Source organism: Desulfococcus multivorans (assembly GCF_001854245.1).
Taxonomy (GTDB): Bacteria; Desulfobacterota; Desulfobacteria; order Desulfobacterales; family Desulfococcaceae; genus Desulfococcus; species Desulfococcus multivorans.
In genome coordinates this window covers 2,267,526-2,282,119 of sequence record NZ_CP015381.1, presented here as the reverse complement: position 1 = coordinate 2,282,119, position 14,594 = coordinate 2,267,526, and the positions used below count along the sequence as shown (strand labels likewise).

Sequence of the window (14,594 nt, the reverse complement as noted above, 5' to 3'; positions counted from 1 at the left end):
GGATGCGGATCCATGTCGGCCGATTGATCGACGGCACCGGCGCCGCTGCGTCAGCCGATCAGGTGATCACGGTCGAAAACGGGGTCATTCGGGACATTCGGGATGCCCGCGAGGCGAAGACGTTCGCCGATCCGGCCCGCCGATGTCTCGATTGGTCCCGTTACACCGTCCTCCCGGGGCTGGTGGATGCCCACTGTCATCTGTTCATGTCGGGAACCGCCGACCCGGAGGTTCGACACCGCCAGCTCGCGGCCGACTTCGAAGAGATCCGACAGGCGATCGCCGGGCATCTCGCCCGGGCGGCCGCCCATGGCGTGGTTGCCGTGCGGGACGGGGGGGACTACGGCGGCCACGCCCTCCGGTACAAGACCGAAGAGGCCCCGGCAATACCGGCCGGGATGACCGTCCGGGCTGCCGGGCGGGCCTTTCGGGCGCAGGGGCGCTACGGGCGTCTGATCGGCCGTCCGCCCCTGCCGGGGCAGTCCCTTGCAGAGGCGATCCGGGAAATGACGGCACCGGTCGACCACGTCAAGATCGTCAATTCCGGATTGAACAGCCTGGTCCATTTCGGACGGCAGACAGCCCCCCAGTTCACCCTGAAGGAGCTGCGGGCCGCAGTGGCGGCTGCCCACGCCAGGGGGCTCAAGGTCATGGTTCACTGCAACGGCGAAACGCCGGTGGCGATTGCGGTCGAGGCCGGCTGCGATTCGGTGGAGCACGGATTTTTCATGGGGGAGGAGAATCTCCGGCGCATGGCCGACATGGGCACGGTGTGGGTGCCCACGGCCGTCACCATGAAGGCCTATGCCCGTATGCTGCCCCAGGACGCGCCCGAGGCGGCGACGGCCATGAGGAACTTCCGGCATCAACTTGCACAGATCCGCCTCGGGCGGGACCTGGGGGTGCGCATCGCCGTGGGCACCGATGCCGGAAGCCTGGGGGTGCACCATGGGCAGGCCGTGGGGGAGGAGCTCGGGATTCTCACGGCGGCGGGCTTTTCCATCGAAGGCGCCCTGGCCTGCGCGATAAGGGTGGGGGGCGACCTCCTGGACCTTCCCGGCAACCGTGAGATCCGTGTGGGGAACCCGGCGCGATTTATCGCAGTGGAAGGTCCGCCGGATCGTCTCCCGGAAATATTGTCCACCAGTCGGCGGTTCGACGGTTCTCTGGATCCTCAGGAGCGTTTTTTGCGATAGCGCTCCGCTTCACTGTAGATGCAGCCGCAGTATTGCTGGCGGTACATCCCCAGACGTTTCGAGGCCGCTATCCCCTCTTCCCAGCCCTCCCGAAAGTCATGGTAAAAAAAAGGCACACCCGTCGATTTGGCCAGGGATTCGCCCATGGCGCGGATCACGTCGTGCTTCTGGTACCGGCTGTAGAGCAGCGTGCTGGTAAAAAAATCGAAACGGCCCCGCCCGGCCAGAAGGGCCGTGCTCTTGAGACGGTCGTGGTAGCAGTACCGGCAACGGTCGGCCTCCCGGAAGACGACGCTCCTCAGGAAGCCTTCAAGGTCGTAATCCTTCTGGTGGATGACCTTGAACCCCGCGGTTTCGGCGTATTGGTCAAGGGTTTCGCGACGCCGGCGGCATTCGGTGTAGGGGTGGATGTTGTGACCGTAGTAAAACCCCATGACCGTCATCCCGGCCTCCCGCAGCACCTGGACCGGATAAATGCTGCAGGGGCCGCAGCACATGTGAACGAGAATGCGTTTTTCCGCCGTCACGATGATGCGCCTTCACTGCCTTCCAGAAAAACGGCGCCCTCCCGGATCAACGCTTCGATCACCTCGCACACCGGCAGCCCGACGACATTGGTATAGGAGCCGTTGATGCTGCGGACGAGAAAGGTGCCGAGGCCCTGAATGGCGTAGGCGCCGGCCTTGTCGAAAGGTTCGCCGGTCTGGATATACCACTCGATCTCCGCTTCGGTGAGTTCCTTGAAGCGGACGTCGGTCCTGACGGCCTCCGTAATCATCCGACCTGCGGCACGGCAACAGACGGCATACCCCGTGTAGACCTGGTGGGTTTGTCCGCTGAGGCGGCGAAGCATCTCCCGTGCCGCCGTCCTGGACGCGGGTTTGCCCAGGACGGCGCCCTCGATGAAGACGATGGTGTCGGCCCCGATGACCCAGGCCTCCGGACGGCGAACGGCAATCTCCTCGGCCTTGGCGCGGGCCAGCGTCTTGACGTAGTCGCCGGGGTCGGTCAAGGGAACGGCGCTTTCATCGAAGGTGCCGGGAATCACCTCGAACACGAGCCCGGCCTTGCGCAGCAGATATTTACGGCGGGGGGACCGGGAGGCCAGAATCAGATGGTGTTGTTTTCGTGTGGACGGCATGTCGGACTTTTAACAGATCCCGGGGGCTTTTTCAACTTTTAGAGGCTGAAGACTGAAGACTGAAGGCTGAAGGGGTACGTCTTCGGCAAATGGGGTTTTTGTGCCCCCTTCAGTCTTCAGCCTTTTTCCGTCACCGTGCGGCATCACGAGGCACTGGGCGCGTCAACAGGTCTTTCCTTCGGCAGCACTTCCAGGCGGGTTGTGCCGTCCGGCTCCGGTATGACCTGGATTTTCGTCTGAAATTCATCGTCGAGGCGGCTGACATGAGAGATGACCCCCACCCTTTTGCCGTTGACCTTGAGGTGTTCGTTGAGGGTGTTGATGACCTGGGTCAGGTTCTCGTCGTCGAGATAACCGAAGCCTTCGTCGATGAAGAGCGACTGGATCTTTCGGGTGCCGTTGGTGAGGTCGGACAATGCCAGGGCCATGCCGAGACTGATCACAAAGGTTTCTCCCCCTGAAAGGCCTTCTACGGGCCGACGGATCCTCTCACCGTTCCGCTCTCCGACGGCGGCGACCTCCACCTCGATCCCGAAGGGGTCCTTTTCCGCCTGGCAGATCCTGTATCGCCGGGCGTTCAGCATCCCCACGTATCCGCCGGCTTTTTCCAGGAGCTTCTTGAACATCTCTTCGTGGAAGTCCCTTCTGACCTCTGCATCGTCTCCGGAATCGATGGCGAGTTTGAGGGCGTTCAGCGCGTCACAGCGCTTTTCCAGGGCCTCCAGTTCCTTGCGTGCAGCCGTGTATTCAACTTTGAGGCGCTTCGCTGCCGCTTCTCTTTCCGTCAGGCGGTCGAGATCGTCTTTCAACCGGGAGAGGGCTTTTTCCGCATCATCCATCGCGAGTTCAACCTCGGCGGCGGACCGGTCGGAAGGGACCGCCTCTTCGGAAATCCTGATTTTTTCAATGGTGTTGCGGCAGGATCGGATCTCCGCTTCGACCTGGTGGACATGGGTCTCGATAATCGCTTTTTCTTCTTCGGAGATAAAGCTCTCCCGCACCTCGTCCAGGTTTCTGAACACCGACGCGGCGATGACCTTGTTCTTGAGGATCCTTTGGGTGGTGTCCCGGGCGGTGACGGCCCGCCCATGAGCATCCCGCGCTTCCGCCAGGGCCGCTTCCGCTGCCGTAAGAGCCGCCTCGGACGTCTGAATTTCCGAGAGAATCCGCTCTTTTTCAGCGGTCAGGGCCGCGATCTCATCTGAAAGGGTCGCCTTCCTGCGCAGGGGATCGTCCTCGCCAAACCGTTTTTGCCGATCGGTCTTCAGCTGATTCAGATGCTTCTGGCGCTCCTCGATCTCGCCTTCCAAGGCTTCGGCCTCGGTTTTAAGGGCTTTTACGGCATCGGGCAGGCGGCGTGCGCGGTCCGCGAGCTGTTCGCCCTCCTCGATGAGCGCGGTCCGCCGGTTTTGCCGGGCCCGATATTCATCCAGCCTCGCCATGAGATTCAGGATGAAGGCATCCTCCGCCCCCCGCCGGGGCACATCCGCTTCGAAGGGCGCGACGGCCGATGACAGAGATGCGGCCAGCTCCTCCTCCTGACGCGTCAATTCGGCCGACGCCTGTTCGATGGACGACAGCAGCTTGCGGTGAAGGGTCATCTCGCCTTCCTGCTCTTCGAGCATCGACTGGCGCTCCCGCATCCTTTCCGCTGCGCTCTCCACAGCCTGGGTCATGCGTCTCGTCCTGCCCTCGCGGCGTTTGACGACCTTGAGCGCTTTTTTACCCTGCCGGACCTCCTGCCGAAGGTCCCGAAGCGCCTGTTTCGCAGCGTCGACATCCCCTGTCGGCCAGTCGTATCCGCTCTCTTCCAGAAGCTCTGTCCACTGGGCGCCGTAGCTGTCCATGCGTGACAGGCGTTTTTTCAGGCCCTTGATTCGGCTGAAGAGTCTGTTCCGGGCCTTCAACATCTTCCGGAGCTCTTTTTTCATGCCCTTGAGCGTCCTGCGGGCATTTTTGGCATCCGTTTCATCAGCGGCATAGGGGTGGTCCAGGGAACCGCACAGTGGACACGGGGAGCCGGCCGTCAGTTGGGAGCGCTCCTCGTCGAATTGGATCTTCTTCTCGAAATTCACCATGGCCGTCTGTTGGGACGCAAAGGTGTCGTCCAGCGCTTCCAGCTCGGCTTCCTTTTGGCGGAGCATCTCTTCGACGGAGGCGCCGTTTCCGGACATCTGTCTCTGATACCGCTTGGCCGTCCTGAGGAGCAGCTTGACGTTTTTGAGGCGGCGGATGTTCTGCTGAACCCCGATTTCGAAATCCTCGGGGGATTGATCGGCCAGGATCGCGGCGGCGGTCTCCTCCTGGCCGGCCTTGCGGGCTTTGAGGACCTCCACCTTCTTCAGGCTTTTGGCGTGGGACGCCCGGGCCTTTTCCAGAAATTCCCGGGCCGATGCCAGCTTCTGGAGCGACGCCTGCCGTTTGGCGTCCTGCTGTTGGATCTTTTCCCGAACGGCCTTCAGGCGGGTTACGGTATCCTGTATGCCGGGTGAAGCTTCCCCGAGTGTCTCGACGACGGCATGTTTTTCCAGCCATTTTTCCGTTGCCGCGAGATCCGATGCGTTCCGGTCGATCTCGTCCCTGATTCCGGCCTGGGCCTGAAGATTTTCTTTCCGTTCACGTTCTATGGCTTCATATCGATCGACCTGTTCCCGAAAAGCATTTGCAGCGGCCTCGATCTCTTTGTCCACGGCAAGCGCCGCTTCGAAAATATCGGCGTCCGCAGCGATGCGGCGTTCGGCTTCGTCCAGGGCCTGCCGGTTGCTCCGGTTTTTTTCCGATAGGGTAGCGATCTGCTCCCGGTAGGCTTCGACGGACGCGGTCAACGTCGAGAAGCGTTTCTCCGCTTCGGCAGCGGCCGATACCTGGGCCTCGTAGGTTTCCAGATCCGCCTGAAACCCCGCCGCCGCCCTGGCCCGCTCGAGCCGGTCGATCTCGTCCCGCAGGGCCTCCTTGCGGGCGAGCGCGCTGCTGAGAGCGATCTGGTTGTCCTGATAGACCTGCCGATCGCGTTCCCGGCGTCGGATCCGATCCTGCTCCTCTTTAAGCGCGTCACGCTTCGTCGACGCCGAAAGATAAGCGCTTTCGGCGGCTTCGAGTTCTTCCCGCAAGACAGCGTCCGATTCGGGAACGGGCATCCCGGCAAGGGCCTCCTTTTGAACGATGAGACGCTCATTCTCGCTTTCGGCCGCCTTCAGAATATGCTCGCAGTGCTCCTGATAGGCTTCCTTGCCGACGATCTTGTCGATCACCTCCACCCGCTCGTTGGAAAGGGCGTGAAGAAAGGCGGCGAATTCGCCTTGAGGGAGCAGCACCGAGCGTGAAAACCGCTTGAAGTCTAGACCGGTCAGGCGGCCGACTTCCTCCCGCACCGAGTTGACCGTTTCCTTGAGCAGCGTCTCTTCACCGTTGATCCGGCTGAGCTGCATCGCGGTCTGCACGGCCCCGTTCACGCGCCGGGCCGACCAGCGGGACCGGTAGCACCGCTCATCGAGCGAAAAGGTCACCTCGGCGAAACAATCCGAGGCCCGCCGGGTCATCACCTGTTCGCTCCGCGCCTTGAAGCGAGGGGTCTGGCCGTAAAGGGCCAGGCAGATGGCATCGAGAATCGTACTCTTTCCGGCACCGTTGGGACCGGTGATGGCGAATATCCCCACTTCGTTCAGCGGCGGCTTTTCGAACGCGATTTCATGCTCTCCCGCCAGTGAATTGATGTTTTTAATGCGAACGTTGAGTATCTTCATGGAGGCCCCTTTTGCCGTTGCCGTAAAATTAAGCGATGCTTCACCATGACTTATAGCAAAACCGGGGCGCTTATACAAGATTCCCTTGCTTGACACCGCGGCTTCGTTTCCCCTATAACAAAGTTGCTGCCATGGCGCATGAAGAGGCACCGCCGCCTTGCCCGAGGATCCATCCTTCTTGGCGCGGGCGGCCATCCGCTCCCGGTAACGCGTCGGCCTCGCAGTACCGGGGCGACGCCTGAGATTACAAAATACGATAACACCGAAAGAGGACAGAATATGGAACTCTCCAGCTTGAACGCCGTTTCTCCGGTCGACGGCAGATATCGAAAGGCAACGCGCATTCTCGGGGATTATTTTTCCGAAGGCGCTCTGATGAAATACCGGGTCCAGGTGGAGGTGGCCTATTTCATCGCTCTGTGTGACATGCCGCTGCCCCAGTTGAAAAGCATCGCGCCCGGACAGTTGAAAGCGCTGGAGCGGATTTACCGGGAATTTACGGCCGAGGACGCCCGGAAGATCAAGGAGATCGAAAAATCGACCAATCACGACGTGAAGGCGGTGGAATATTTTCTGAAGGAAAAATTCGATGCCCTGGGGCTTTCGACCGCAAAGGAGTTCATTCATTTCGGCCTCACCTCCCAGGACATCAACAACACGGCTGTCCCCCTCTCCATGAAGGCGGCGTGGGAGGATGTTCTGAAGCCCATGCTTTTCGAGATCCGGAACCGGCTTCACGAAAGAGCGGAGGAATGGAGAGCCGTCCCCATGCTGGCCCGCACCCACGGGCAGCCGGCATCCCCGACGCGGCTGGGCAAGGAAATCTTCGTGTTCGTCGAGCGAATGGATCGGCAGCTCGCACTGATCGAACAGGTGCCCTTTTCCGCCAAGTTCGGCGGTGCGACGGGAAATTTCAACGCCCACCACGCGGCATATCCCAACATCGACTGGATCGCCTTTGCCGACGACTTCGTGGAAGACACCCTGGAACTGAGCCGCTCCCGCACCACCACCCAGATCGAGCATTACGACAACATGGCCGCCTTTTTCGACAACCTGAAGCGGATCAACACCATCCTCATCGATCTGAACCGGGACATCTGGACCTATATCTCCATGGAATACTTCAAGCAGAAGATCAAGGCCGGAGAGGTCGGTTCCTCGGCCATGCCCCATAAGGTGAACCCCATCGATTTCGAGAATTCCGAAGGCAATCTCGGCATCGCCAACGCCCTTTTCGAGCACCTCAGCGCCAAACTGCCCATATCGCGGCTTCAGCGCGACCTGACCGATTCCACGGTCATGCGGAACATCGGCGTTCCCATAGCCCATTCCCTCATCGCCTGCCGCTCCCTCATGAAAGGGCTCGACAAGCTGATCCTGAACGAAGATCGGCTTGCGGCGGATCTCCAGGGAAACTGGGCCGTGGTCGCCGAGGCTATCCAGACCATCCTGCGGCGGGAATCCTATCCCAACCCCTATGAGGCCCTGCTGCAGCTCACCCGAACCCACCGGCAGATCGATCGGCAGACCATCGCCGATTTCATCGACGGCCTCGACGTTTCCCAGGCGGTAAAGGACGAGCTGCTGAAGATCACGCCCGAGAACTACACCGGGATAACCTGTTATTGACTCGATTTTCGGCTTTCATGACGGCGGCCGGATAGCGGCTGAAGACTGAAGGGGATCAGCGCCGCTTTCAGTGCAAGAGGAAAAACGATGAACCGAAGTCGCACCAGGCGTTCCGCACGACCCCTGCCGTTCCTTGCGATGACGGTCGTCGGATGGCTCTGCCTTCTCGCCGGGTGCGCCCATGAACCCGTCCGCGTGCCGAACACCGTCCATCCGGCAACGCTGAACGATTATCCCGGCTCGATTGCCGTGCTGCCTTTCACGGACCTGACGGAGACGCCGGGAATCGCCGAAACCATTCGGATCGAATTTTACAGTCACATGAGCGTCCTGCCGTTCGAAGACGTGGAGCTCCATATCGTTGATGAGCGGCTGAGACGCCGTCGCATATCGACCGCCGCGAGCCTGTCGCGGACCCCCGTCAAACATCTGGGCCGCATTCTGGACTGCGATGCCGTGCTGATCGGCACGGTCTACGATTTCAGGCGGGTTTTCGCCGGGCTGTATTCCTCCATGAACGTGGGGTTGTCGGTGCAGCTCTGGGATACCCGGACCGCCAGGATGATCTGGAGCGATCGGTACACCGCCCGTCGTCACGAGGGCGGGCTGCCCTTCACCGTCTTCGACGTGCCCATGGTCACCCTGCGATCCGGACTGAATCTCAGGGACGCGGTCAAGCTTCACGCCATCGACGAGGCGTGCCGGTATCTCGTTCACCGCATCCCGACACCTCCCGCCGTCAACCCCGAGGCGCCGGAGGCCTATACCCTCCAGATCGGTGCCTTTGCCGATGAATACCGGGCTCAAAACGTCGAAAGCCGATTCAAATACGACGGCTTCCCGGTCTTTGTTCAACGCGATCGGAACGATCAGGGGGTTCTGCACCGCGTGTTCCTCGGCCCCTACCGCAGCATGGAGACCGTGCTGGAGATCCAGCAGCGTCTCCGGGAAAAATATCGGACCGAGAGCTTCATCTCCCGTAACCAATTTTGAAGCCTCCCCAAGGCATTCCCGCCCGTCATCCGATCCCCCTGCAAGGGCCTTTTCTCTTGCTTTATTCCGGATCTTGCATTATAGAACACTCACCTCAAAAACACCCGGAACCAAGACCGGAATCCATCAGCCTGGGTGGCGGAACAGGTAGACGCAAGGGACTTAAAATCCCTTGGGGCTCAGTCCCCGTGCGAGTTCGATTCTCGCCCTAGGCACCATGAAATCAAGGGGTCAGCCATTACGGCCGGCTCCTTTTTTTGTGGGGAAACGAGCCACTATGCCTGCGCCGTTCTGACGATACCCTCATCCAGATCAACATTTGGAGCATCTTGAAAGCAAAGCGCCTCACCGCCCGCGGAAACAGCCGGTGAACCCGGGCTAAAACAATTTCAATCTATCCGCCATCTCCCCGTACATCGGCGGGAATTCTGGCTGGTAGTTGAGGTAACTCGGCACCGGATACCGGGCGCCTATCTTTTTCCCCACCACAGTCAAGGACTCGTACATCGGCAGCAGCAGACTGCCCGGGATGCTGAGGACCAGTTCATCATCCTGGGTCATTGAAAAAATGCGGTCTCCCAGCCCGGGGATGGCGATGCGGGGGGCCGCGGTTTGAAATGGGGCGATCAGGTATTCGGTGCACTCGACCTTGCCGCCGAAACTTCCGGCAATCCGCTTCCCGCATGCATGGACGGCGGCTTGGGCCAGACGCATGATCTGGGCCGCGTTGCCGTAAAACGCTACGGTGTCCGGTTCAAACAATCCCTTGGACAGGGGGGCCATCAGAATCGCCGGGTAGGCGCCGTTTTCCAGAGTGCACATGTTTTCGGCCTCATCCGCGGCAGACGCGGCTTCCGCGTGGAATCCAACCGTGCAGAACAGTTCTCCGAGGGTGCCCCCGATATCCTCCGCACCGCTGAAGCCGAAGGCAATCATGGCCGGCACACAGATCAGATCCTCCTTTGTCAGCCCAACCGTCCATCCGTAGAGGCGCACCATGGAAACCGCCTGGCAAATGGTGATGCGTTTACCCAGATCCCTTGCCGGAGCGCGCGTTTTCTCCGGGAACGCATCAGCGCTCTTCAAAAACTTGACCGCCAGCGGGAATGACTTCATCCGCGACGCCTCGCGAACCGCATCCGAAATCTCAGCGTAGTTGACTGTTGCCACGATCTCTCCTTTCTTTTCCGATTGCAGAACATGGATTCGACACACTCATCCGCCGGCGGATTCCATCAATGCCGGCATCGATTTCTGGTGCGCCGCTTTCTCCCCGATTTTTACCGCCCGCAGGGATAAGGCATCGCCGGGGCATGTCGCCACACAGGGCGGGCCGAATTCCCGTCCGGGCCGCACATGCCGCAGACCGTGGGGACCACCTTTATTTCATTTGCGCTCTTCATAGAGTCTCGCCGCGAGTGCGCCGCCCAAACGGGCCAGGCCGAGAAGATTTTCAAGCAGGACCGCACGCGGCACATTTAAGGCATCAAGGAGCAGCGTCAATTGGTTGCTATCCGGTTTATCGCCTCGCTGCAACACCTGACGCAGCAGCATTAGATTGGGGATGAGGGTTTTCTGGACCGAGGAGAGCTGTTCGGAAAATGACAATTCCTCGTCAAGCTCCGACAGCTTTTCCATCAGCTCCTGCCACGGCAGAGCGCCGGCCAGCCGGATTACGATGTCCTGAATTTTCTCAATGGACTGGGGTTTTTTCTGATCGACCGATTTGATGAACAGGCGCATTTTTTCACGCAATAACGGCTTGGCCAGTTTGCGAATCGAATCCAGCACCTGTTCTCCGTCACGCTTGTCTCCATTGAAATCGAGCACGGCCAGGATACGCTCCCGGTCGTGCCGCTTCTTGTTCCGCAGCTCCGCATCGGATAACGGCGTGACGGCCGGTTTGGTCAGGCGGCCCGGCTTCCATGCCAGCCAGACACCGTTGTCGACGGTTCGATCCGCCGCTTCCCGGCACAGCGAGCCTGGCGGGAAGAAGGAATCGTTCCGCGCCGCCTGTCGGGCGAGAATATCCCAGCTCGCCCTGAGCAACGGCGGAAAAGAGACCGACAAGCCGGCCGGAGGCGGGGATTGCGGTTTTTCAAGCTGGTTCAGCCGCAGACGCAATGCGACCATGTCCGGGAAGTCTCCCCCGAGCAGGACCCCTAGATTGCCCATGACGATATTCAGCAGGTTGAGCCGTGGTTTCTCATCCAGCAACAACAGATGCGCCGCCAGCAATCCCAGAATTGGATTGCCGAACTTGTCATGCAGCAGGGCATTCATAACCTCGCGATCGACGATGTTGCGTCCTTGCAGCAGAGCCTGCCGGGCAATTTCCGACAATCGAAAATACCGTTCCCGCGGATAGGCGGATTCAAAAGGTGCCATCTGCACCGAGGCATCGGCAAAATTGGGACGCATCGGCAGCCCTGTTTCGCCCTGGGGCTCAACCATGAGGAAAAGCTGGGTGATCCAGTTGGGCACCAGCAGCACCGGGCGCGCCAGCGTTCCATATCGTTCAGACGACCACTGCAGTACATAGGCGCCGGGATCGAGCTCCGCGGCCAACACGGCGTAACCGCGGCTGATATCGCGCACCGCGTCCTGATCGTAATCAATCAGGGTTTCGGTTGCCTTGCGCAAACGAAACCCGGTAAAGGAAAGCGCATAACGCGCTGTCGTATCATCCGTCTGGATAAACGGGGCCTCGCTGGGATCGCGCACGCTGAGAAAAAAGCCGGCCCCGCTTCCCTTTTTCAGAGGGGGACGAGCAAAAGCCGCATTCACTGCAGCCTGATGATATTCATGGCTGGTGGTGGTCCCGTCCATCGGGACGGGTGAGGCGAACAGCACCCGCTCCAGCACGACCGCCATCTCTCCTTCGCCTTCCTCAACGGCGAAAATTTTCTCCTGGGCCGTGCCGCCGATGCCGGCCCGTGCCTTGTAAAGCCCGGGACGCAGCTCGGCCTCGACACGTCCAAAGCCTTTGGCCACAACCTGGAAGCCGCCGTCCACGATTTCAAGGGGTGCGGCCAGATCGGCCACCGCAACGGTTACTGCCGCTTTAAAGTCCGACATCATCGCCTCCTGCCTGGAAGAGCTGCTCTCGCCACTGCCCTTCGCGGCGGCGCCGCGCCCGGTAGAGCCCCGCAGGCAGAGACACGCGGATCCTCGCATCCGCGACCGGCAACGATTCATGGGTACCGTCCGCCCACACCAGATCCGCGGCAGCGACAATACCACTCGTCGCATCCGGCGTCAGGGTCACCAGAAGCCGGTTGCCGCCGTCATAGATCTCTACGGTTTCCCCGGCGTTCCAGGCGTGAAGGACCAGATTCTGCGCCAGGCGTTCGGGTGGTCGGGTGAAAAAAACGATATCGCCTGTCGGGGGGATATAGACCTCCGGCGGATCCGCGGGGATGTTGCCGCAGGCACGCGGCCAGAGATCTTCGATGTAATTTTTGAGGGCATGTCCGGTCACGCGGCCATTGGGATCCGGGGGCGCATGACGAAAGGCGTTCAGCAGGACATGGGTCAGCAGGCTGTGCACCTCGCCGTTGAGTTCGGGGATGGGGCGTTCCTGGGCCTTGCCGCCTTTGGGCGCGGCATAAATGCAGAAGAGTTTCACCTTCTGGGCCGCCCCAGGGTTGTTTATGGCCGGCAGCGGCGGATTCATCAGCATGCGGGTTGCCTCTGCATCCCGACAGCAATCCATCACCAGAACAATTTCGCCGAATACAGCCGCTTCCCTGGCCCAGAGCGCGTACAGCGTACCGGCGATATTCCAGTTGAACAGACGGCTCGCGTTGGCGGCATAGATGGCGGCCTGGGGCATCTGATTGCGGATTTCGCAGAATCCGTGGCCGGAAAAATACAGGTAAAGACGGCTGTCTCTGTGATATTCGATACGGTTTTTGCCGCCGGTAATCAGGTTCTGGAACGCCACCTGAAAATCGGTAAACTGCGGCGGCGCCTGGTCCGGCGATACGGCCGGCGGCGGATTGGGTGAAACGATGGTGGTAATATGACCGGGATCGACATCGCCGCCGGCCGGATCGATCAGCCAGTCGCAAAAACGCCGGACATCCCGCGACGGCCCCTGCAGGGGAGGAAAACCGGGATCGGGATAATGGCTGATCCCCACAAGAATGGCGTAGTCGTCTTGCGCCATCATCAGAACCCCTTATCGAGCAGCCACTGAAGACTGCTCAGCGTGTCGGCGTCATTGTCGAAATCGCCGTGTCCGGCCGAAGCGCTCCGGGTCCCGTCCCCTTGCGTATCGGGTGCCCACACCAGGCTTTTCGGAAAATCGTCGTAAAATGCACGACAGCGTGAAATAGCCGGAAAATCGCCCGGCGTGAAGATCTTGTCCTCCCGCAGGAAGCGCTCCATGCCCACCAGGGGTTGGTCGACGGTATCTTCCAGCAGTCCGGAAACAAAATACAGCAAGGAGCGCGGATAAATGACTGGCACCAGGCGATCGTCAATCTCCCGGTCATCGTTCATGCCGAATGAACGGAAATTCGCAATTCGATCGCGATGGTTGGCCAGCATCGCATCAAACTGATCGTAACTAACCGCCGGCGCGAGAAAAATCACGTCGAACCCGGCCTCCGGCAACATCTCGGCTGCCGCCGCCAGAAAATGACAGATATAGACGGCCCCGGTGCTGTGACCGATCAGCGTGATGCGCGGCAGGTCCTTCCCAGCCGGGAAACGCTTGCGCAGTTCACTCAGCAGAGCCGTTCCGCCGTGATGCTCACCGGGGAGAAAAGCATCGGCCGTATCTTTTTTCATCTGATTCCAGATCAGGGTGCCGAGTTTATCCACGTACAGGGCGCGCAGAACTTCTTCCACGATGGTGACGTAGAGGCCGTGCCCGCGCCCGGCACCCAGGCGCCGCAACACCGCCATGACGATTCCCGCCGCCATGCGTGCGGCCTTGAACCAGCCGATAAGGGAAAACCCCTTGGTGGTTGCAGGACTGCGGTCAAAAAGCTGATCGGCCGCCTCGGGACTGATCAGCGATGTGGTCGCTACCGTGCTGCCGCCCGCACCCTTGGTGGAAACGGGTTTTCCGCCGGGAACAAGACCGTTGAACACCTCCTGCACGGCATCCTGAAAGTCAAAATCCGCCTCGATGCTCATCTGAATTTCGGCTTCAAGACTTTCCTGATCGACAGGGACGCCTTTCAACGTGGTCGAAATGGCGGCATCATCCATGCCGGGCGGGACTTCAAGGGGATCAGGCGGGGTGTCGCGCTCGCCCCGGAACCAGGCATCGAACTGCTCCCTCAGCTTGATTTCGTCAACGGCAACGCCTGTGCCTCCCTTGAAACCGATGCCGGCCGGCAGTTTTTTCAAGACCCACTCCGCGACCTTTTTGACGAACTCGCGAAAAATCTTTTCCTGCCCGATGTCGCGCAGATTGTTTCTCACAGTCTCGATCAGCCCGGATTCCCACACAAAAAACAGCGGCCATGTGCCGGCCGCATCGTAAACAGACTGCAGTCGGGCGGCAATGTTACGCCCCGCCTTTTCGTTCACCAGACCCCCGTGAAAATGGATGACCAGTCCTTTCGGTGGGTTGGTTCCGATCATCTCTTCGACGATACGAGTGACGTCGTCGCGGCGGCTGGTGTTTTCTCCGCCCAGTTGCCCATTGGCCAGATGAATAATGTGATCGTGACCGTTCGCCATGTCGCACCCCCTTTGAGACAGATTCCACTCAACGCCGCCTTCTGATTGACGCCGATTCCATTTCCGGGTTACGTTTTTTATATTGGTTATGGTTTGGAATGAAAGCCAATCCCCTCACCGTCCTTCTGCTGGCTGTTAAAGGGAATTGAAAAGACACGCGAGCAGGCGTTTGAGGCTGCGATCAGAACA

The 14,594-nt window shown here is 60.1% G+C and carries 10 protein-coding genes and 1 tRNA gene; 4 read left to right on the top strand and 7 right to left on the bottom strand.

The window, feature by feature from the left end:
* The first annotated feature begins 2 nt into the window (after positions 1 to 2).
* Positions 3 to 1,196 (top strand): amidohydrolase family protein, encoded by a 1,194-nt coding sequence (locus tag dmul_RS09960; RefSeq protein ID WP_020875029.1) that lies wholly within the window; start codon positions 3 to 5, stop codon positions 1,194 to 1,196.
* Here the strand turns inward: dmul_RS09960 and dmul_RS09955 are convergent.
* From dmul_RS09955 to dmul_RS09945, 3 genes are all read right to left on the bottom strand, one after another.
* Positions 1,175 to 1,723: an epoxyqueuosine reductase QueH gene (locus dmul_RS09955; protein ID WP_020875028.1), complete on the bottom strand. Its 549-nt coding sequence runs from the start codon at positions 1,721 to 1,723 to the stop codon at positions 1,175 to 1,177. The two genes, dmul_RS09960 and dmul_RS09955, sit on opposite strands and share 22 nt — an antisense overlap.
* Positions 1,720 to 2,337 carry a Maf family protein gene (locus tag dmul_RS09950; RefSeq protein ID WP_020875027.1) on the bottom strand — a complete coding sequence of 206 codons (618 nt, stop codon included), beginning with the start codon at positions 2,335 to 2,337 and terminating at the stop codon, positions 1,720 to 1,722. Before dmul_RS09950 ends, dmul_RS09955 begins: the two co-directional genes overlap by 4 nt.
* A gap of 143 nt (positions 2,338 to 2,480) precedes the next feature.
* Complete coding sequence (locus dmul_RS09945; RefSeq protein ID WP_020875026.1) at positions 2,481 to 6,080, bottom strand: AAA family ATPase; 3,600 nt, start codon at positions 6,078 to 6,080, stop codon at positions 2,481 to 2,483.
* 279 nt (positions 6,081 to 6,359) lie between these two features.
* Between dmul_RS09945 and purB the strand changes: the two genes are divergently transcribed.
* From purB to dmul_RS09930, 3 genes are all read left to right on the top strand, one after another.
* Positions 6,360 to 7,712: an adenylosuccinate lyase gene (gene purB / locus dmul_RS09940; protein WP_020875025.1), complete on the top strand. Its 1,353-nt coding sequence runs from the start codon at positions 6,360 to 6,362 to the stop codon at positions 7,710 to 7,712.
* Positions 7,713 to 7,799: 87 nt separating this feature from the next.
* The gene (locus dmul_RS09935) at positions 7,800 to 8,705 is read left to right on the top strand and encodes a GNA1162 family protein (RefSeq protein ID WP_020875024.1); all 906 of its coding nucleotides are present in this window, start codon (positions 7,800 to 7,802) and stop codon (positions 8,703 to 8,705) included.
* A 129-nt stretch (positions 8,706 to 8,834) separates the two neighbouring features.
* A tRNA-Leu gene (locus tag dmul_RS09930) sits at positions 8,835 to 8,923 on the top strand.
* A gap of 160 nt (positions 8,924 to 9,083) precedes the next feature.
* On the opposite strand, the gene dmul_RS09925 is transcribed toward dmul_RS09930, so the two are convergent.
* The 4 genes from dmul_RS09925 to dmul_RS09910 form a co-directional block, all read right to left on the bottom strand.
* Positions 9,084 to 9,875 (bottom strand): DUF169 domain-containing protein, encoded by a 792-nt coding sequence (locus tag dmul_RS09925; protein WP_020875023.1) that lies wholly within the window; start codon positions 9,873 to 9,875, stop codon positions 9,084 to 9,086.
* 216 nt (positions 9,876 to 10,091) lie between these two features.
* The gene (locus dmul_RS09920; RefSeq protein ID WP_144016421.1) at positions 10,092 to 11,750 is read right to left on the bottom strand and encodes a hypothetical protein; all 1,659 of its coding nucleotides are present in this window, start codon (positions 11,748 to 11,750) and stop codon (positions 10,092 to 10,094) included.
* Positions 11,751 to 11,769: 19 nt separating this feature from the next.
* Positions 11,770 to 12,879, bottom strand: coding sequence for a caspase family protein (locus dmul_RS09915; RefSeq protein WP_020875021.1), 1,110 nt, complete (start codon positions 12,877 to 12,879; stop codon positions 11,770 to 11,772).
* Positions 12,879 to 14,405, bottom strand: coding sequence for a hypothetical protein (locus tag dmul_RS09910; protein WP_020875020.1), 1,527 nt, complete (start codon positions 14,403 to 14,405; stop codon positions 12,879 to 12,881). The genes dmul_RS09915 and dmul_RS09910 overlap by 1 nt, the downstream gene beginning before the upstream one ends.
* Positions 14,406 to 14,594: the final 189 nt, after the last annotated feature.

What these genes read in the sequence shown, in the direction of transcription:
- dmul_RS09960 (WP_020875029.1), top strand. Translation starts at nt 3, where the DNA reads ATGCGGATCCATGTCGGCCGATTGATCGACGGCACCGGCGCCGCTGCG.
- dmul_RS09950 (WP_020875027.1), bottom strand. Translation starts at nt 2,337, where the DNA reads ATGCCGTCCACACGAAAACAACACCATCTGATTCTGGCCTCCCGGTCC.
- dmul_RS09945 (WP_020875026.1), bottom strand. Translation starts at nt 6,080, where the DNA reads ATGAAGATACTCAACGTTCGCATTAAAAACATCAATTCACTGGCGGGA.
- purB (WP_020875025.1), top strand. Translation starts at nt 6,360, where the DNA reads ATGGAACTCTCCAGCTTGAACGCCGTTTCTCCGGTCGACGGCAGATAT.
- dmul_RS09935 (WP_020875024.1), top strand. Translation starts at nt 7,800, where the DNA reads ATGAACCGAAGTCGCACCAGGCGTTCCGCACGACCCCTGCCGTTCCTT.
- dmul_RS09915 (WP_020875021.1), bottom strand. Translation starts at nt 12,879, where the DNA reads ATGATGGCGCAAGACGACTACGCCATTCTTGTGGGGATCAGCCATTAT.
- dmul_RS09910 (WP_020875020.1), bottom strand. Translation starts at nt 14,405, where the DNA reads ATGGCGAACGGTCACGATCACATTATTCATCTGGCCAATGGGCAACTG.